Genomic DNA, 19,719 nt, shown 5'->3' with positions numbered 1-19,719 from the left:
CTTCCCGGGCGTAGCGGATAACGTGACTTGGAGGCTGATCAGGTCTGGCTACGTACCGTCGGCCGATGGCATGACGTACGCCTCGCCGGATCTTGGCAGCCCATCGCCCGTTGTTCAGGTCGGCGAGGCGGGGTACGGCAGGCTTGAGCAGTCACCTGGACGCCGACGACGCGAGCCAGCACCCGCGAGGCGGCAAGGCTTCTCGGTTGAAAGTTGCGATTCCAAACAGAGTGCTGGACGGGCACCGGCCGCGAGCATCGACCGCACGCGGTTCGTAGAAACCGAGCAATTCGGTATGCCGTCCAGAGAGGCGGAGTCGTGCTGACGGAACCTAGGCTGATCACGGGTACGGCGAATGAACGCTGGCAACGGTACCTCGTTTGGAACACAGCAGTCGCGGATGTCGTTTACCCAGAAACCGACGAAGCCGTTCCCGCGTATATGGATCTCGAAGATGAGACCATCCGCCTCATAGCGGCCGCAGCGGGTACAAACGAGCCCGATCCGCGAAAGGCGCTGGCCGCAGTCGTCCAGGCAGTGACGATTGATCAACATGGCTTCTCGCTGACGAAGCTGACGAGCAGAACACAGAAATGGCCTGTTCGATCGGTGGAACCGCCTCCGTGCCTGGCCTTCTTGGCTCTGACGGTGGTAGCAGCGGAGGATATGGGCAACACGGACGAAGGCCTGGCAGCCACCGCATACTACGCGCGCCTTGCCCGATTGCTCGGACTAGATGACGCTGATTCAGCCCTCCGGAGACATTACCAACGTGACGCCGAGCTGCTCTGGAAGCGGGTCAACAGGTGGCTGGAGAACCTTGAGGGTGAGCGCGGGCTACCGACGGCGTTCGCACTAACCCACCGATACGTAGGCCTGCCGATGTCGCAGGCGCTCGTTCGAGAAGCCGACCGGCAGCGCTTTCCGGCGATGTTCAATCAGTTCGGCCTCGGCCCGGGTATGCGGCTATCACCAGACGACGTCGCCACGTACCTCGACATTTGGCTGACCGCAGAATCGTCAACAGCAACTGCCAACCTGCGTCGTTTGTGGAGGCGGTCAGATTCTCACGCTCGGATCGCCACGGTCGCGGCGCTTGAACTCGCGAACTGGGACGGAGCTCAGCCAGGTTCTGCCGCGACACCAAGCGCCGCTGCTGCCCTCCTGATCGCTAATTTGCGAAATGGTTTCCTCGGTTCCTCGCTCGATCTCTTCATTGGGGTCCGCCCCGTCTCTGGGGAGATGGACGGGCACATGGAGATTTTGGAGACCGCGGGCGGATGGTCAGCCATCGATTTTACACCTGGGACGGCGGGACTATGGCGGACCGGCTACACGGAAGAAATCGCGTTCGGATCGATGCTTGAGGGGATCGTTCGATTACGGCACGCAGGCTGTCCTGGAGGACCAGAGTACAAGCGGTCTCCGCGCCAGGTTGTCCCGCTGATTTACGACGAGCTTCAATCCGCGTATGTGCAAGCTGAGCGTATGCAGCTCGGCGTCGACTCAATGATTCTCGTTCGTTCGTTAGGGGAAAACAAGGCCGCGAGCAGCGCGGTTGAGGAGGTCGCGCGAGTTCTTGACGCGTATGCTCGGCCCGGTTTTTCGGTGGCGGATAAGTTGGACGGGCTGCCCGATGGGTGGACCCTGTTCAGCGGCGTCCAGATGTTTGCGGCCCCGTCGACCGGTTCCACGAGGTTCAATGAGCTGATTCCGCTTGCTCGCACCCAGCTGACGATCGCTGGCGGGCTTCAGATTCCTTCGCGGATTCGTAAGTGGTCAACCGTTCGGCCACCAGAGATACGTGCAGCGGTTCAAGGTGAGCTCCAGCTGTGCGTCACTTTGACTGAGGCCGAGACCAATACCGAACTGCGCATTTGGGAATCGAATACTGGTGCTCTCGTAGCATCATTGTCTGAACTCGGCCTACCCGACGGTGACTACCAGGTCTCGTTGTACACCGGCTTGAAAAGAGCTCTAAACCAACAGATATCAGTTCGTTTACGCTCCGGTGACGCGGTCGATAACCTTGCGTGGCATCGTGCGCCGAGGCTCTGCTACGTCCTGGATACGCCTACTGGAGCTCTTTCCGCGGCTGAGGCAGAGGCAGACTCCATCATCGTCGATGGCCTCTACTGTGACGGTATTACAGGCATCACTACAACCCAGGCTGCGACGAATACCGTCTTCTGGAGCAAACCGCGTGAGGGTCGTCGGATCGATCGGGTGCGGATCGGAACGCCAGACCCGAAGTCATGCGTCGCTACCGGCGCCCACCACATACAGCTTCCGACAGCGTTTGGCGGAAACGCGCCAAAGTTCATTCAGGGTGAGTGCACCTCTTGTGGTCTTGTGAAGCGCTATCCGGGTTGGTTGCCCCGGTACGGCAGTCGTGCACGAAGAAGATCCGCGGAGGCCGTCGAACCTCAGATCACGGTTAAAGATCTTCCGGCTGTGTCAGAAGCCGAGGTCGACTGGGACGCTGCCCTGGACGCCCTAATCCACCTGGGAGGCGGATCATTCAACTCGATTGACAGCATTGCCCGCCAACTCGAGGGCTCAGCCATCTTTGTAGATACATTCACTCGTACTCTGGAAGCACTCGGGCACATCGCAATTGAGCGTGATCAGCGCGGACGTCCGATACGATGGGAACTCTCGCCGTCCTGCCTGGCGCAGACCGCGAGTGGACAGTACAGGCTTACAGGTCGTTGGTCTAGGGCGTCGATCGCATCGATCGAGGCGCAATTCGGGGCCGATGTCCTCAAGATATGCCATCCCCCCTCAGGGCCCACGGAAATGCTGCTGTCACCGCTAGGGAGCGGTGAGCTGAAAATGATCGCAGATCTCGAGGAGGGAACTGTAGTCCCGGACGCAGGGTCGGCACTCCTCCATGCCCTGCCGAGACTATCCGATGTCGCTTCGGGGCTTGAACGAGTGCAGATGCCAGGCTTCGAGTCGGCAGAGCGATTCGAACTACGGAGTGCGACTTGGGTTCCTACAGGCGATCTCGGCAGCCCTGGCGCGTACCGAATAAAACGCGGGTTCGAGAATTTGTATGTTTTTCGTGACGAGAACGACGTGAATGAGGGCGTGGGTGCGATCACAGGCGTTCACCTGGCCAAGCATCTAGCCGCGAATGCCACCGGAAGGACCTTCGCCTTCTACGTCGAGAAGTCCGAGGCGATTCTCACGCCGCGCGGGTGCGAGCTGCCTGGGCTGTACAACCGCGCGGCAGTGGCATTGTCTGGACACCTACCATCCTCAAAGCTGGTGACGATTGCTCAGCAGAAGCGAAACTGCCTGTTGTACTCGGCAGTCGACAGAGCGAGTGCTGACCTCCTGACAACCCTCCTGACCACCTAAGGTTCCCGATGGATGCGATCACGCCGGTAACACTCGCGAATGGGCTGCGCGAAACATATCTTCGCTACTTTGACACTGCCTTCTGGCTGAACGACGACGCATTAATGGCTGAGCGCCGCGAGCTGCTGGGTAAGCAGGGCGCGCTTGTTGGCTCGGTCATGATCGAACCAGTGATTCCTTACTCTGATACCGCTCGACTCGATAAAGTCGCAGAAACTGCGGGTATTCCGGGGTCCATTGCGCGCCGCGTTGCCGCGGCATTGTTTCCGTACGCCCGCCCTGATGAGATCACCCTTCGAGATCATCAGGCGAATTCCATCATCCAGCATTTTCTCGATGGAAATTCGATCGGAAGAAATCTCGTCGTCACCTCCGGGACTGGGTCTGGAAAGACGGAGTCTTTTCTTCTGCCTCTACTCCTGAGACTTGTCAGGGAATCTTCGTCATGGTCACCTCAGGTGTCACCGACACCGTGGTGGAAACAGGCGCAGCCCTCGTGGCATCCACTTCGGGCCGGCGAAACCCGTTTGCCTGCCGTGCGGAGCCTTATCCTCTACCTGACCAACGCGCTAGTCGAAGACCAGATGACACGATTGAGGAGGGCCGTCCGTAAGCTCCGTGAGGATGATCCCTCGCACGCGATCTGGTTCGGACGCTACACGGGCAATACTATTGGAACGGGCGACAAGTCGAATGCGAGGGTGGCCGAGGCCGCGCATGAGCTGAGGACCTACGAGCAGGAGTACGATCTACTGGTCGAGGCCCAGCTGAACGGCAAATCAGATGTCGATCTCAGCCAGTTTCCGGACCCACGTTCCGGTGAAATGCTCACCCGTTGGGATATGATCGCTCACGCACCGGATATACTGGTGACGAATTACTCGATGCTCAATACGATGATGATGCGTCACCGCGAGGAGGAAATCTTCGCCCAGACTGCCGCATGGCTCGCTGAAAGCAGAAGCAACGTCTTTACAATTGTAGTCGATGAGCTTCACCTCTATCGTGGTACGCAGGGCAGCGAAGTCGCAATGATCCTCCGAGCCTTGCTCCGAAGAATTGGAATAGCAGCCAACAGTCCTCAGCTCAGGATCATCGCGACGTCGGCATCCCTAACCGACACTGATGGAGGGCGTCGTTACCTTGAAGAGTTTTTCGGCGTCGATCGAGACAGCTTCTCGATTCAATCAGGCCGGCAGGTAACGATTACGCCACCCGACTCCGTCGACCCCGAGAAACTGCTAGCCGGTTCGCTCGATATCGGGGATCTCACGCACGCTCTCGCAGATGCGTGTCGTGACGAAAGAGAGAAACGAATTCGTGCGACCTCGCTTGAGGCTATATCAGCACGACTCTTCCCGGATGATCCCGACGGTCATCTGATCGAGGCCGCGCTAAGACAGCTGGCGAATGCTGATCTTGCTGTCGCGCGGAATACTCCGATCCCCATCCGGGCTCACGTGTTTGTTCGAGTTCCTCGAGGGATGTGGGCCTGCACTAATCCGGATTGCTCGGGCATCAGATATCATTCCAGTAGCCGACGTGTCGGTCGGCTTTTCAGTACCCCGGTGAGCACCTGCACTGAATGCGGCGCGCGCGTCCTTGAACTTCTGTACTGTTACGAGTGCGGTGACGTCAGTCTGGGGGGATACATCGTTGAAGCGCAAGGTCGCGAGATCCTCCTCTCGCCAACTCCAGTGGACGAGACCCAAAGCGCTAAACCGGTCTTCTTGAGGCCCGCCAAGCAGTACTATTGGTATAGGCCAGGAACGATAAGCAGCTACGATTCCTGGACGAGTGACAGTATCAAGCTGGCGTTTTCGCCGGTTTCGTGGAATCCCGCGCTTGGCGTCGCCGCGCGCCATGGTGAACCGACCGGGGTTGGACTAGTCTTCACTGGAGACTCCCCTGAGGACCGGGTGCCAGCTCTGCCCGACCGATGCCCGTCATGTGGGTACCGACCAAGAGGCCGTGCCCCAAAAGGGGCATTCAGAGCGGGGCAGGTATCCTCGGCCATCCGCGCTCACACCTCTGGCGCAGCGGCCGCGACGCAGCTGTATCTTTCGCAGCTCGTGAGGTCACTCGATGAGGGACAGCCCAGGGAGAGCGGCACGAACTCGAAGACGGTTGTATTCACCGACAGCCGGGACGATGCAGCCCGAACCGCGGCCGGCGTAGCTCGCAATCACCACCGTGATCTCATCCGTCAGGTACTTCGCCGGGAGCTCGCCAAAGGAGCCGACCCCCTTGCTGCACTTGATGCGATTGTTGCCGACCCCGTCCAGCTACAGGCAAGGCCGGATCTGTTGCTCGGAGCAGTCGCCCGGATGAAGCAACGAGCGGGCGCTGTCATCTCAGCTGACGAACAGAACTCAATCGATGAGGCGCTTGCTCAGCTGAGTGCAATACCGACGGTGGCCTTCGGTGAAATGTGTGATCGCATCACGGACGTGCTGGTCGGATTAGGGGCAAATCCTGGTGGGACAGACCCGTGGAACCAGCAGCTCGAGGATTCCTTGGACGGCAGAACTCCCTGGTATCGAGCCTTTCGACCACCCGAGCCCGGCCTTTGGCCCGAACCCCCAATCACGATGGGGCAGGAGAAGCTCAAGTCGTCCCTTCGGTCCGCGGTTGTCGATGCAACTTTTGACCGTGCGCGACGTGATCTTGAATCCGTTGGGATTGCTCGCGTTGACATCGATGGTTGGAGGCCGGTCGCCGGCCCACTGGCGGAAAGTGATCAGGCTCAGCTCGTCCACAGTGTGGTGAGAATCCTCGGGCTGATGGGCAGGACCGAGGGGAGTAGCCGCGGTGGTGTCGAGGCTACGGCTCTGATTCCTGCGCCGATCCGAAAGTACGTCAAAGCGGTTGCTGTGGCTCGAGACTGCGACGAGGGTGAGCTCAGTGATCAATTAGTGGCTCTCATGGGCGATAGTGCCGTCTCCCGCGCGGTCAGTGGGTGGCTCCTCAAGACGACTTCAGCAGATTCAACCCTGAAGTTTCACCCTGCGGGCGAACATGAATGGCGTTGCAACCGATGCAGTTTCGTGCATCTTCAGCCAAGTCTGGGCGTTTGCACCAACCGGCAGTGCTTTGCGCCAAACCTTGAGCGCCGACGTATTCGGGATGTCTCAGATGACTATTATGCGTGGCTAGCGCATCGCGTACCGAGGCGCCTATCCATTGCTGAACTAACGGGGCAGACGAAGCCCCTGGCTATCCAGCGAGAACGTCAGCGGTGGTTCAAAGGTGCATTCACGCAGTCCGAGAATAGGATTGCGGACGAGTTGGACGTTCTGTCGGTCACCACGACCATGGAGGTCGGCGTCGACATCGGGTCACTTCGATCGGTTCTAATGGCGAACATGCCGCCTCAACGATTCAATTACCAGCAGCGCGTGGGTCGAGCGGGGCGAGCCGGCCAAGCACTGAGCTTCGCAGTCACGATTTGCCGCGACAGAACTCACGACGAGTACTATTTCAACAGGCCGGATCGTATTACTGGAGATCTTCCGCCGCAGCCGTTCCTTGACCTGGCGCGAACGCGCATTGTTCAACGTGTCGTCAACAGTGAGTGCTTATTCGAAGCGTTCGCGGCCCAGTCTCCGTCACCGGCATGGACCCCGGACAGCAACCACGGCACGTTTGGTCAGCTCGACGAGTGGCCGTTGTTTCGCGATGGGATTACTGACTGGCTGGGGAACTCGCCAACAGTCGACTCGATCGTCTCGAGGCTAACCGCACATACTCCCCTCGAACCTCCAGATCGAGCATCGATACTCGACTACGCCCGTTCGATGTTAGCGACGCGGATCGACGAGATCGTAATCCACGAAAAGGGCTCAGCCGATACTGAACTGAGCGTGGCACTCGCCCGACATGGTGTCATCCCGATGTTCGGGTTCCCGACGAGAGTCCGAAGCCTCTGGAGCAATCGGGTCCAGAGCCGTGCGGACATGGAGCGGTTCGCGGTGAGCGATCGCGCCCTCGAGCTAGCGGTACGCAGCTTTGCGCCGGGTGCCGAAGTAGTCAAGGATGGGCTGGTTCACACCGCGAACGGCTTCGCCGCATACGTCGTGCGAGGCAGTCGGGCTGAGGCTGTCGATCCCCTCGGGAGAGCAAAGTCTGTGCGCAGGTGTGACAAATGTGGCCAAACCACGCTATCAGACGTTGCGATTTGCGGGGCGTGCGGAAGCAATTTGGCGTGGATGAACCTCTACGAGCCTCGTGGCTTCCGCACTACCTATTCGCCGCGAGGGTTCAATGATGACCAGGAAGTACTGAGCACAACGTCTAGTCCAGCTCTCATCCCCGGAGCGTCTCCGACGACGTCAACACAGTTGGAGCACGTCAAGCTGGACATCTATGACCAGGCCCAGCTGGTGACGATGAACGACAACTTCGGGCGCGGGTATGAGTTTCATACCATGGTGGACAGGTCGGTTGTCGCTGACACGCCACTGACGGCTGCGACGCCAATCAACACCATCGGTGAGGTGCGGGTAACGGACGCGATCCTCGTTACTCCCGGGCCACTCGATATCGGTTCAGGGACAATAGCTCTTTATGAGCTCCCCTCGGGGAAGGCGGCGTATACGTCGTTCGCCGAGACGCTCAGGCGCGCGGCGCAAGTCCTGCTCGATCTCGACCCTCTGGAGATAGCCGCCGGTCTTGTCCCGATGCGCTTGTCAGCAGCTGGTAAGAGCGGTGAGCACAGCGTCCAAGTGGGCGCCGGAGTGTTCCTCGCGGACACGGCCGAAAACGGTGCTGGCTACGCTTTGGAGCTTGGTGACCCAGTCGCGTTCCGTCGGCTGCTGTTCGATGCTCTCGACGAGCTTCGTACTACATGGGAGGGCCCGAGCCACGCCAACAACTGCGACACGTCTTGTCCAGACTGTTTGCGGTCATACAGCAACGCGCGACAGCACCCGCTTCTTGACTGGCGCCTCGCGCTAGACATGTTGGAACTGGTCACTGGCGAGAAACTCACCGCTGCGCGGTCGATGCCGGAAGCTGCGACGTGGATTGATACCGCTGCCAAAGCCCTTCCCAACACTTCAGCGCATTCAATCGAGGGTGTGCCAGCACTAGTTCGAAATGAGAAATGCGTGTTGCTTGTGCACCCAACCTGGCGCCAGCAGGAAACGTATTTCTGTGGCGCACAGGAGGTTGCAGTGCTGGCCGCCCAAGACCTATTCAAGTCGGTCTCGATGCATGACCTGCGCGAATTTCGACGAAACCCCATCTCAGCTTGGAGGCATATCTCCTGACTTATCGCAGTTGCGGTTTAAGGCGGCTATGCCGCCTTCCGCGCTACGCGCCGAGATCGTGATGGTGATTGCTAGAACGTCGTGTTATTGCGGCGGCTGGAGATTGCTGCCGACGTAGGGTCCACGCACATTTACTCTATCGCGTGGGTCGTCGCACCGTTAGCTGACCCGGGATAGGTTCTTCCTGTAATACTCATGGCGGGCGTGATCGTCCTGGCCGGTAAAAGCCCGGAATGCCCCAAGTTTGTACTTGAGGCCAGAGCTGTGCTCCTCCTTGAGGATTTCGAAGTCCCTGCTCAGCAGGCTGATTCGTCGATCGACCTCGGGGTCATCCAGTTCTAGTCCCGATGCCGCGGAAATCTGAGCAGCGGACATGAACTCACCGCTTTCGCGTAGTGCGATGTAAACCGGATCTGCACTAGGCCGGAGGTCGCGCTCACGCCGAGGAGCTTCGTGGCGGAGGGCTGCCGCGATAGCGGAACCGATCGCCTTTGCCACGGGAGGCGGAAAGGCGTTGCCGATCTGCCGATACTGTGCGGTCTTTCCGCCGGTAAAACGCCACGCGAACTCATGCTTCAAGCGGTCGGAGCTGCCGTCTGAGTCGGAGTCCCTGACGTACATCCATCCTTGGAGCCGCGCGACCATCTCAACGGTCAGCTTGGGCCCGTACTCGGTCATTGGGCGTTTGGCGTAGGGCGGCGCTGTGTCGTGCACGCCGTATGCGTCGACACCCAGCTCGGCCCACGCTTGTTTGGCGCGTGTCGGACCGAGATCGGCACCGCCATGCTTCTTTGAACCACCGACGATCGTGGGCGCAATGCGATTCGCTTTCCTCGCCCATTCCTCGGCCTTATCCCACCCATTCTCCTGCATTAGGTCGAGTAGCGTTTCGCCGACTGTTGGAGGCTCGCCGACCGGTGCTGGCCAGGAGAAATACTCAAAATCGCCCGTTTGCATCGCTACAAGTACAAAGCGTGGCCGCAATTGAGGTACGCCGAAATCCGAAGCCTGTATCAGACGCCACTCCGCGGAGTAGCCGAATTCACGGAGTCGGTCGAGAACGTGCTGGCGATATCCGGCGAATCGGGGCATGCTGAGCCCGCGAACATTCTCCAGCAGAAGTGCCCTCGGCTTGATAATTGCGACTTGCTCGACTGCCCACGCGAATAGATCTCGCTCGTCATTGGCCCCGAGTTGCTTGCCGGCGATCGAGAATGGTGGACAGGGGACTCCCCCAGCTAGGAGGTCGATCGGGCGACCGTCGAGCCCCTCCGCGTCCGGTGCGAACGCTGCAGGGTTGAATACCTCAAGGTCAGCAACGTCCCCAACCTCTACCTTCCACTCCGGTCGGTTGAGGCGGATCGTCGCGGCCGCCGTTGGGTCGAGTTCGACCGCCAGCTTGTGCTCGAAACCTGCACGCTCCAACCCGAGCGCCTGGCCGCCGGCGCCGGCGCAGATCTCGATGACGCTGAGTTCGGTCATTCCTGGGCCTTTCGGGGAGTCGGCTGGTGGTGACGGTTCATATCTGCGGGAGTATCTTTCAGGATGTTCAACCACCGCGATAAGCCAATTCGGAGGTAATGCTGGCAGCATCGGAGGATGCCCGTAGGAAGGCTCATGAGCGTGGGCTCTACCCTGCGCCGATGAACGAGGGTCGTTCGCGGAATATGCAGGCGAACCGCCGGAGCGACACCAAACCCGAAGTATCGCTTCGGCGGGCACTTCATCGGATGGGTTACCGATACCGGAAAGACCTGCGTTTCGAGGTCAGCGGGGTGAAGGTTCGGCCGGACATCGTCTTCACGGCCCGAAAGGTCGCGGTGTATGTCGACGGTTGCTTTTGGCATGTCTGCCCTCTCCACGGTCGGCGGCCGACGACGAACGAGTGGTACTGGACGCCGAAACTGAGGCGAAACATCGAGCGTGACCGTGCGGCCGATAAGGCCTTGGCTGCCGCCGGCTGGCGTGTGGTCCGCCTCTGGGAACACGAGGAACTCCCTCGTGCGGTTGCCGCCGTGGTGGCAGCGCTGGCGGGCGGATCCGAACATGTGAGCGATACTATGGCATCGCCGGAGCGTCGGTGTGACCGACGCTCCGAATGATCGGCTCGGGTCGGAGCGATTGCTACTGCTGGATGGACGTTTCGGCGTGTGGCTCAGGATTCGCGGCTCAGTGCGGGCCCGTAGTGGGTCCCGTGGGGTGGTTACATTTTGACGGGTGGCGCTGGCAGCTGCGGGTCGTCGGGCGTGGCGATGGCGTAGTAGCGGTCTCCGATCAACGCGGCCGGCCGTTCGTCGGTCGGACCTGTGACCTCGGCGAGACGAACGGCGATGTAAGTGCCTTTCTCGATCTTGGGAAGTCTCAGCTGGCTTGCTATCTTGGGTCCGTCGTTCTGATGTCCCAGCAGCACGATTCCATCGGCTCGCAAATGATGACGTGCATCGCGACACCGCTTCATTCCGTCGTGCTGTCTGGCTACCGTCACAGCAGTATTTCGGTCGATAATGGTGCCCTGAACCCTGCGTATCAGCTCATTGATGCGCTGCTGCCCGGAGATCTTCATCATTATCGCATCGACGTTTGACTTGTTCTGGTTGTGCAGCGTCAGTAACAGATTTCGCGGTAGTGGGGACTTCCGGCAGAGCCACGTGATTCTGCTTCGGCCTTCGCGGCTGATCGTGGTCTTTCCGTCCTGGTTTCGACCGATATTCAGTATCGACGGATCGATCCGAACCAAGCCGACATCGAAGGTGCCTTTGTGATCGTCGGCGGCCATAACCAGGCATATGTGCCCTATGGCTTCCCGGGGAATGCTCCATTGGCCTTTGAGTGAGAACTTTGCGTCGACTGCCTGGCCTTGGATCTTGTAGTCCATCTCCCTGCTGCCGCCGCGTTCCAGCTCAAACTCCGCCCTCACGACGATTTCTACTTTTGTCCCGAGATATGTCTTTTCTGTCTTCTCGAGTGTATCTACGTCATACCGTCCGGTTCGTTGGCCGTCCAAGACTTCATCGATGGATTGCCGAAGTGCCGATCCGAACCGGGCTTCCATGTTCTTCTGAGACTTAAACCATTGCCAGACATGCTGCAAGCCAGTATCGAACGTGTCCGGCTCGTCATCGGGGCGCGGATCTGGCGGGAACAAGGACATGCTCTCGGTCACAGGCCAACCGTACCGGCTGAGCAAAGCTCTGTCTTGATGCTGAGGTAGTCGAACGGGCTGAGGAGCAAGACTTTTGGCGACTGGCCAGACCGGAATCCGGGCAGGGGCAGTTGGATGGGACATGGAACAACCCAGCAGGCTGAGTCGGCTTCACCGGACAGAACGAGGAGCCTGCAAGCTTACGATGATTGCTCATGGTGGCAATGAACGCGGATGTGGCCTTCGTTGATCTGAAGCACGCAGACCTGGAGGTAGAGAGGCGCTATCTGGGTGGAGCCCAGGGTACGGCTGGCGATGATGCTCTGGCGCGATTGTTGCCAGTTGGCAACCAAGGGGGCTTTCGTTGCAACGGCTCGGTTTGGCGCAAGACAGTTCGGTTGGCGGTGTTATATACAAGCGGGGCAGAGCCGGACTGGCCGGACCATCTAGACCCAGAGACGGGAATCTTCACCTACTTCGGCGACAACAGGCGGCCCGGTTCGGAACTGCATGAGACGGGTCGTGGCGGTAACCTGTTGCTGCGAGACGTCTTCGAGGCGGCGCACGGTACGGCGCAAGATCGATTGAAGGTGCCCCCGTTCCTGTACTTCGAGAAGGCTGCGCCGGGAAGGTCGGTGCGGTTCCGGGGATTGCTGGCCCCCGGTGCTGCGACTTTGAGCGCGGATGCCGACCTGTCGGCCATCTGGCGAAACACATCGGGGCTGAGGTTCCAGAACTATCGTGCGATTTTCACAGTGCTCGATGTGAGCATCGTTCCCCGTGGTTGGTTGTCTGACGTACTTTCTGGTGCACCTACGACCTCGGGTGCGTGTCCGAAGCCATGGCTCGAGTGGGTCGAGGGGCGAGTGTACAGGCCGTTGGTTGCACCGCCTACCGTGACGATCCGATCCAAGTCAGATCAGCTCCCGCAGGACCCCGGTGGCAAGGAAATCCTGAGAATTATTCATGAGCACTTCGCGCACCGGCCAACCGATTTCGAGGAATGCGCCGTTGCGATCTGGAGACTGATCGCACCGGCTACCGGCGATTGTACCGTGACCCCGCCCTCTCGCGATGGAGGTCGCGATGCCACGGGTCAGTACCTTCTTGGCCCGCCCGCTGATCGAGTGCCCGTACTCTTTGGTCTCGAAGCGAAGTGTTATCAACCAGGCAATGCAATCGGAGTGAAAGAGATGAGCAGGTTGATCTCGCGCATCCGGCATCGCCAGTTCGGAGTGTTCGTGACGCTCTCATACTTTGGTGCCCAGGCGTACAAGGAGGTGCGTGACGATGGCCATCCGATCGTTATGGTCTGTGGCAAGGATGTCGTTGATACCTTGCAGCAGAATGGCATCGGCAATGCTCAGCGGGTCAAAGCATGGCTGGAGAGCCAGTTTCCGCCCACCGTCAAGCCTGTGGCGGACATGACGATTCCCTTGCGCAACTTTCCAGCCGTGCATTACGAATGATTCCGGAGCCAGGCCAGAGTGTCGGTGTACGCGGACTTTACGAAATTCGAGCCACTACCGTCGCTTATATTGGTTCTGGGCTGCGCAGTTGGGTGCAGCACAGATTGCTGGAGTTGAACATGCGTGCGAGGATCGGGAGGCGAGGATGTGCAGTTGTAGCGGTCGACACGGTTTCTTTTGTGGGCATGCAGTAATCGTCCTGTGATCTAGGCAATTGTCGCGAGAACGGCTGACCTGATGGCGCGATCTACCGAGATTGGATATCGCCTCCTGCGACGAGGCTCTTTGTCTCTGTGAACCGAGAGTCACTCCGCACCATCGGAAATCGCAACCCAACCCACCCATCGGAAGCGTCCCACGTCCTCCGCACCTCTTCCGCGCTTCGCAACCGCGAGTACAGCTTCTGCTCAGCGGGTGCCCCGGCGAGGTGAAGCCGTTGGGCCCAGAGAGGTGGCCGAGTTGGGCGGCAGGAGCGGTGGCGGCGTTGAGGGCTGGGAGGAGGGCGAATTCGACTCTTACCGGAAGCGGCGGATGGAGCACAGCGCACCGATCCGGGACGTTGGCATCGGCTCGAAGGTCCGCCACCCCGATTACCTACCGAACGTTGCCTGACAAGGCATTAGCCTGGAACACATGGACCTCGGGGAGCGGCTCCAGAGTATCCGGAAGCGGCGGGGGCTCACTCAGCGTGAGCTGGCGGAATCCGCCGCGGTGTCGTTGTCGCTTGTTCGGAAGGTCGAGCAAGGGGAGCGCGACGATGCCCGGATCGATACGCTACGCCGACTGGCTGTCGCGCTCGGCTGTCCGTTGACAGCGCTGCTCGGGCCCGCTCCCGACCTTCTGGAGAGCGACGCCGCCGATGCGCGGTGGGCGCCGACCCGGGCAGCGCTGCGGCTACCGGCAGAGGATGTGGCCGCGCCGGCACCTGGGCTGGAGGCCGTGCTCGCGCATGCCACGCGGCTGTATCACGACAACGAATACGAACAGCTCGCCCGAATCCTGCCGCGCTTGATTCAGGACGGGAACGGTGTGCCACCGCTGCTGCGATCGCGGGTGCATCAACTCGCCGGGTCGGTGCTGGTCCAAACGCGCCAGCTGGAACCTGCGCGACTGGCCTTGGAGTCTGCGGTGTCGGACGCGGAGTCCACCGGCAACGTGCTGGATGCGGCGTCCGCTGTCGTCACACTGTGCTGGTTGCTGATCGTGGAACGGCGGTTCGACCAGGTGCGTCTGCTCGCCACGGAATGGGCCGACCGGATAGAGCCACGTTTGTCAGCGGCAACCACGCGTGAAATATCGACCTGGGGCTGGTTCCTGTTGCGTGGTTCGGCGGCAGCTGTCCGCGACAATCGGCCCGACGAGGCCGAAGACATGATGCGGCTCGCCGCAGCCGGGGCGGTGGCTGTCCGGCCCGAACGCAGCCCGTACCACCAGTACTGGACCACCTTCGACCCCGCGACAGTCGCGATGAAGCGGGTCGAGAACGCTGTCATCGATGACCGGCCGGATCTCGCCCTGCGCCTCGCCCGCGATATACCCCAAGACCTTCGCCCGACCTCGGACAACCGCAACCGCCATCTGCTCGACGTCGCCGCGGCGCAGGTCGATTTGCGGCGCTACGACCGGGCGGTCGATGTGCTGGCGAAGCTGTCGGACGAAGCACGGCCGTGGTTCGTGGAACAGCGATTGGCGCGAGAAATCTTGAGCCGCATCATCACCAAGCGGCGCACCCTCACACCGCAGATGCGCGACCTTGCCGAAGTGGTCAGGCTCGAGTATTGACGTGGTATTTCCGACGAGTACGAGCTGAAAGTGCCATAGCCACAAGCTCTCTCCCTCGATAAAGCTGCTGACCGGCCCCGCTGCCGGGACGCGGCCGATCCTCCCGGTCTCCTCGGCGGCGGGGTGCATACCAATCGTCGACGGATGGGGTGGTGCGAAGTGAGGCCGATAGCGCTGGGGTGGATCGACTACGACCGCAGCAGGGCGCCTGGTTGGGATGCCGCACAGATGCGCCGCTTGGCCCGGCGGCTGGGTTATCGGTTGGTGTGGCCAGGGTCGACGTCGGTGCTCCCGTTGGTCGATCAGGTGCGCGACGCCGGTGCTGACGCCGTACTTCTGCCCGCGCCCGATCACGTCGGCGCACTCGAACTCGACGGTCTCATGCACGTTGTCGACGTGGAAACGGTATGTCCACGATTGTCATTCGCGCGCTGGTCGATCATTGGGACGCAGGCGTGAGCGGCTGGGTACCTGCCGGATACACCATCGCCGTTGGGGTCCCGATCCTTGTGATCGCCGCCGCGATCTGGTGGCCGCACGACCGGGATTGAGGTGACGTGGGCGTTACTGCCCGGGGAGGGGTAGCCATGCGTCCGCGCTACCGACCGTCCAACTCCGCAACGACCGAAGCGAATCGCTCGGCGAAGTCGGCGCCGATGACGAAATAGGAGAAGCCGATTTCCTCTCGGCGTCGCTGGATCTCATCTTTGGCGGCCGCTGGGTCGTCCGGTAGGACGGTCAGCGCGTCCGCTGCGCGGAGGGCTGCGGGGTCGGTGGCCGGGTGGGCCATGTGGGGCGCGACTGTGTCGCCGATGACCGGCACGTGGAGGGCGAGCTCGATGTCCCGGGCGGTGCGGAAATCCCGTGCTATGCGGGCGACTTCGCTACGAGGCTGATCGCCGAGCGTGAAAGTGACGATGTCGGCGACCTCGGCGGCAAGCGCCTGTGCCTTCGGGCCGTACACCGCCATCGCCACGGGGGTGTGATGATCGTGTCCGTCGAGATCGCGCAGCGTGTCGACTGTTTTTCGGATCTCGCTCAGTCGCTCGGTAGGTGGGGTGGCGTGCACGCCCTTGTCGCGGAGTTCGTCCTCGATTCCCGGCCTGCCGGTGCCGATGCCCATCTCGAATCGGCCATCGGTGAGCAGTGTCAGGGAGTGCGCTTCCCATGCGGTCAGCCACGCGGGACGCAGGGGAGAGGCATACACCCAGGTGCCGACGCGCATGTCGGTCAGGGCAGCGGCGGTGGCGAGCATCGGGCCGGGTGCCGGTTGCGTCTGCGGGAAGTCGGGCACCAGCAGCGTCGAGTAGCCGTAGTCGGCGATGCGGCGTACTCGATCTCGCCACGTGCTCGGATCGGTTCTGAGCGGGGCTACGACCCCGAATCGAAACGGCCTCGTCATGACTGCGCTCCTGTCTGTCGGCCCCACCGAGATAGGGACGGCATCCGCGACCGAAATTCATCGGTGCAGGGGCGCCGTGGCCGCGTACGGCCGTGACACGGCCGTTACCTGGGCAATCGTCCACACTCCATAGTGGAATGCGCTGAGGGATAGTTACCTCACAGTCACGTGCTCTAGAGGTGGAGGAATATCGCAAAGCATGGCATCGTTGTAGCCGAGACCGGGCTTGACATTTGCTCGGCTCATCTACAGGAAGTATGAAGTACAGAACATGGCTCAAGGCAGCGTGAAGTGGTTCAACAGCGAAAAGGGCTTCGGCTTTATCGCGCAAGACGGAGGCGGCCCTGACGTCTTCGTGCATTACTCGGCAGTTTCCGGGTCGGGTTTCCGGACCCTCGAAGAGGGTCAGCGTGTGGAGTTCGAGATCGGGCAGGGCCAGAAGGGCCCGCAGGCTCAGGACGTCCGCGCTATCTGAACAGCGTGACTTTCGCAAGCCCCGCACCGTACGGTGCGGGGCTTGCCCCTTTCTGGGGGGCGGATGTCAGAGCAGTCGCTGCCGGTCGTGGACGACGAACTCGTGCTCGAATGCGGCCTTATCCGATTCGGACATCAAGTGGTAGAGGCCGGACTCCCGGCGGTAGACGGCATCGCTACTCCGCCATTTCTGTTGTTGCAGTTCATGTTTGACGACCAGGCCGCAGCCGATCACCGGCAGCGCGGACGAAATCCGGTCGTGGCATGGTCGTGCGCCCCATAACCATTGGCCGGCGGTACCGAACCCCACCCAATCTGTGGGTCCCCGGCAGCGACACGCCGAAGCGCGGGGCGAATCCGGCTCAGGGAAAGCCGGGACTCCGCCGTGACCGGGTGCACCTCAGGCTGGGAAACGAGACAGCGATTGGGTCGAGCGATCCGATCATCGTGAGCGGGCGGGTGCGTGCTCCGAGCTAGGCCCACTACTGGCGGGCGATGCGCAGATGGGATGCGGCGGGCGAACTGCCGAGCACCGCGACCTGGTAGCCGGGAAGGGTGCCGAGGTCGTCGAAGAGAGGTTCGCCGGAGCCGAGCAGGATCGGCACCACCGACAGGGTCATCTCATCGATCAGGCCGTCCCGGAAGAACTGGCGCAGGGTCGCCGCGCCGCCTCCGATGCGGACGTCCTGTCCGTTGGCGGCGGCGAAAGCCTGTCGCAGAGCCTCTTCTGGTGCTGCGTCCACGAAGTGGAAGGTGGTTCCGCCCGCCATCGGCACCGAGGGGCGCCGGTGGTGGGTGAGCACGAAGACATCGTGGTGGAACGGTGGATTCTCGCCCCACCAGCCGGTCCAGTCGTGGTCGGGCCAGGCGCCGCGGACCGGGCCGAACATATTGCGGCCCATGATGGTTGCGCCGATGCCGTCTTCCTGGGTGGCGACGAGATCGTTGTCGATGCCGGTGCCGCCACCCTCCTCGCCCATCATCGCGCGGCCGGCGCGGGTGCTGAAGATCCAGTCGTGCAGGCGTTCGCCGTTCTCGCCGAGGGGGTTCTCGACGCTCTGGTTCGGCCCTGCGACGAAGCCGTCCAGGGAGATGGAGATATTGGCTCGGACCTTGGGCATGATGGCCTCCTCGCGGAATGTGGTTGCTGTTTGCAATCGGTTGACTCGAACTGTAGCGACAGGTGGTTGTATATTGCAAGCAGTGGAGATGGATCGAAGGAGGACCGCATGCGCGAAGACGGACGTTCGGGATGCCCGATCAACGCGACCATCGAGGTGATCGGCGACCGGTGGACGTTGCTGGTGCTGCGTGACGTGATGTTCGGCAACCGCCGCCACTTCCGCGAGCTGCTGGCCGGCTCCGAGGAAGGTATCGCCTCCAATATCCTGTCCGACCGGCTCAAACGGCTGGTGGCGGCCGGACTACTGAGCCGGGAGGACGCCGGCCCGGGCCGCAAGGCCGAATACCGGCTGACCGAGTCCGCCATCCAGCTGGTGCCGATCATGGCGCATCTGGGGTCATGGGGACTGCGCCACCGCGAGACCACCCACCGGCTGCGGGTGCGCGCGGAGCTACTGGAGGAGGGCGGTCCGCAGCTGTGGGAGGAGTTCATGGACGAGCTGCGGGAACAGCATCTCGGCACGCCCCGCCCCGATCCGTCGGCGCCACGGCCGAGCGAACGGCTGGCGGCCGCGTACGCCGCCGCAGTAGGCGCGAACGGCTGAGTCGCGGGCAGGTGTGTTACGCCGGTGCGCCCGCTGCTTCCCGGCGGAAGAACGCCGCTGTGAGCTCCTTGGTCGAGGCCATATCGCGGTCGATCGTCTTCGGGAACGCGCTGTCGGCGAGGTCGAACTCCGCGGCGATGAAGGCGGCGATCGGCTCCGGCGCCGAGCCGCTGCCCATTTCGCGGGTCCGCGATTTCACCTCGGTCAGTTCGGTGATCGCTGCGACCAGGTCGGCGGGCAACTCGCACTGCGCCATCAATGTCGGCAGATGCATCGGCGCGACCGCGGCGCCGGGATGCTCGCGCAGCCACCGCAGTGCCATGGCCGGACGCAGCGAGTAGAACACCTTCTTCAAGGATGCGTTGCGCTCGAACAGCTTCCACTGCCGATCGCCGAGGTGCAGATAGTGTCGCGCCACCCGGTGGCGGTCGGCGACGGCCTCGGCCAGCTCGAGCAGTTCGGCGCGGAACCGCTCGTCCCCGCGGTAGACGATCGGTGACTGCAACCATTCGATCAGCACCGCGTTGCCCTTCACCAGCAGCCGCAACGCTTTACCGAGATCCCAGCCGTTGACGTCGAGCAGCCCGACCAGCGGCGTCTCGATGACATCCCGTGTCCGCCACGGTGACAGATACGCATCGAGGCTCGCGACATACAGGAACCGGCAGTCGTAGTCGGAATCCGGTGAGGGGAATCCCCATGCCCGGCTGCCGCTTTCGATCGCCAGCCGAACCCGTGCGTGATGCTCGCGCTCGACGCGATCCAACGTCGAGTCGATGGACGCGACGATCTTCGGGTCCATCGAGACGGGAATTGTGCGCAGGGACATGGGCGAACGCTAGGCACCGAAGCAGTGCTGCCGCTACACATTTCCGGCGTTGTGCGTCGCGGATCGGTCTCGGCGCTCACGTGCCGGAGCGGCCCGCACCTCGTCGGGCGAGGTAGGCCACCGCGCCGACGGCGGCGACGACCGCTCCGGCGCGGACCGATTCCACCGGCAGTGTGAACGCCAGGAGCAGGCAGCCGATGAGTCCGACGATCGGGACGGCGCGGGGTGGGCGGCCTTCGTCTCGGGTCAGGGTCCAGG

At 61.7% G+C, this 19,719-nt stretch carries 14 protein-coding genes and 1 pseudogene; 8 read left to right on the top strand and 7 right to left on the bottom strand.

The annotated features are described in order from the left end of the window. Positions 1-318 precede the first annotated feature (318 nt). Together RJ05_RS30960 and RJ05_RS17290 are read left to right on the top strand one after the other, a co-directional pair. Complete coding sequence (locus tag RJ05_RS30960) at positions 319-3,366, top strand: hypothetical protein (RefSeq protein WP_138445494.1); 3,048 nt, start codon at positions 319-321, stop codon at positions 3,364-3,366. Between the two features lie 8 nt (positions 3,367-3,374). After that, the gene (locus tag RJ05_RS17290) at positions 3,375-8,636 is read left to right on the top strand and encodes a DEAD/DEAH box helicase (protein ID WP_036538487.1); all 5,262 of its coding nucleotides are present in this window, start codon (positions 3,375-3,377) and stop codon (positions 8,634-8,636) included. 159 nt (positions 8,637-8,795) lie between these two features. Here the strand turns inward: RJ05_RS17290 and RJ05_RS17285 are convergent, their stop codons facing one another. Then, complete coding sequence (locus tag RJ05_RS17285; RefSeq protein WP_036538485.1) at positions 8,796-10,118, bottom strand: DNA cytosine methyltransferase; 1,323 nt, start codon at positions 10,116-10,118, stop codon at positions 8,796-8,798. A 161-nt stretch (positions 10,119-10,279) separates the two neighbouring features. Here RJ05_RS17285 and RJ05_RS17280 point away from each other — a divergent pair, with 161 nt between their 5' ends. Then, on the top strand, positions 10,280-10,738 hold the full coding sequence (locus RJ05_RS17280; RefSeq protein WP_081597385.1) for a very short patch repair endonuclease: 459 nt from the start codon (positions 10,280-10,282) through the stop codon (positions 10,736-10,738). 101 nt (positions 10,739-10,839) lie between these two features. Here RJ05_RS17280 and RJ05_RS17275 read toward each other — a convergent pair whose 3' ends face one another. After that, a complete protein-coding gene (locus RJ05_RS17275; RefSeq protein WP_158682490.1) occupies positions 10,840-11,799 on the bottom strand; it encodes a NaeI family type II restriction endonuclease in 960 nt (319 codons plus the stop codon). Positions 11,800-11,993: 194 nt separating this feature from the next. On the opposite strand from RJ05_RS17275, the gene RJ05_RS17270 reads away from it, so the two are divergent. From RJ05_RS17270 to RJ05_RS30955, 3 genes are all read left to right on the top strand, one after another. Further along, positions 11,994-13,247, top strand: coding sequence for a restriction endonuclease (locus tag RJ05_RS17270; protein ID WP_081597386.1), 1,254 nt, complete (start codon positions 11,994-11,996; stop codon positions 13,245-13,247). Between the two features lie 633 nt (positions 13,248-13,880). After that, positions 13,881-15,029: a helix-turn-helix domain-containing protein gene (locus RJ05_RS17265; RefSeq protein WP_036538484.1), complete on the top strand. Its 1,149-nt coding sequence runs from the start codon at positions 13,881-13,883 to the stop codon at positions 15,027-15,029. A 407-nt stretch (positions 15,030-15,436) separates the two neighbouring features. Next, positions 15,437-15,580 carry a hypothetical protein gene (locus RJ05_RS30955; protein WP_156090830.1) on the top strand — a complete coding sequence of 48 codons (144 nt, stop codon included), beginning with the start codon at positions 15,437-15,439 and terminating at the stop codon, positions 15,578-15,580. A gap of 47 nt (positions 15,581-15,627) precedes the next feature. Here RJ05_RS30955 and RJ05_RS17255 read toward each other — a convergent pair whose 3' ends face one another. Continuing rightward, positions 15,628-16,431 carry an LLM class flavin-dependent oxidoreductase gene (locus RJ05_RS17255; protein WP_036538481.1) on the bottom strand — a complete coding sequence of 268 codons (804 nt, stop codon included), beginning with the start codon at positions 16,429-16,431 and terminating at the stop codon, positions 15,628-15,630. Between the two features lie 271 nt (positions 16,432-16,702). Between RJ05_RS17255 and RJ05_RS17250 the strand changes: the two genes are divergently transcribed. Continuing rightward, a complete protein-coding gene (locus RJ05_RS17250; RefSeq protein WP_030521844.1) occupies positions 16,703-16,906 on the top strand; it encodes a cold-shock protein in 204 nt (67 codons plus the stop codon). Positions 16,907-16,972: 66 nt separating this feature from the next. Here RJ05_RS17250 and RJ05_RS30950 read toward each other — a convergent pair whose 3' ends face one another. Then, positions 16,973-17,215: a hypothetical protein gene (locus RJ05_RS30950; RefSeq protein WP_138445495.1), complete on the bottom strand. Its 243-nt coding sequence runs from the start codon at positions 17,213-17,215 to the stop codon at positions 16,973-16,975. A 172-nt stretch (positions 17,216-17,387) separates the two neighbouring features. Then, positions 17,388-18,026: a dihydrofolate reductase family protein gene (locus tag RJ05_RS17245; protein WP_036538514.1), complete on the bottom strand. Its 639-nt coding sequence runs from the start codon at positions 18,024-18,026 to the stop codon at positions 17,388-17,390. A gap of 108 nt (positions 18,027-18,134) precedes the next feature. On the opposite strand from RJ05_RS17245, the gene RJ05_RS17240 reads away from it, so the two are divergent. Then, positions 18,135-18,632: a winged helix-turn-helix transcriptional regulator gene (locus tag RJ05_RS17240; protein ID WP_036538478.1), complete on the top strand. Its 498-nt coding sequence runs from the start codon at positions 18,135-18,137 to the stop codon at positions 18,630-18,632. 16 nt (positions 18,633-18,648) lie between these two features. On the opposite strand, the gene RJ05_RS17235 is transcribed toward RJ05_RS17240, so the two are convergent. Beyond that, positions 18,649-19,461, bottom strand: coding sequence for a nucleotidyltransferase domain-containing protein (locus RJ05_RS17235; protein ID WP_051016656.1), 813 nt, complete (start codon positions 19,459-19,461; stop codon positions 18,649-18,651). Positions 19,462-19,537: 76 nt separating this feature from the next. Next, a pseudogene (locus RJ05_RS31435) lies at positions 19,538-19,719 on the bottom strand (amino acid permease); the annotation flags it as partial.

It is taken from the genome of Nocardia cyriacigeorgica NBRC 100375 (genome assembly GCF_000308555.1).
In the GTDB taxonomy this organism is placed as follows: Bacteria; Actinomycetota; Actinomycetes; order Mycobacteriales; family Mycobacteriaceae; genus Nocardia; species Nocardia cyriacigeorgica.
Note: the sequence above shows the minus strand (reverse complement) of the source record. Positions and strands in the feature narration are given on the sequence as shown.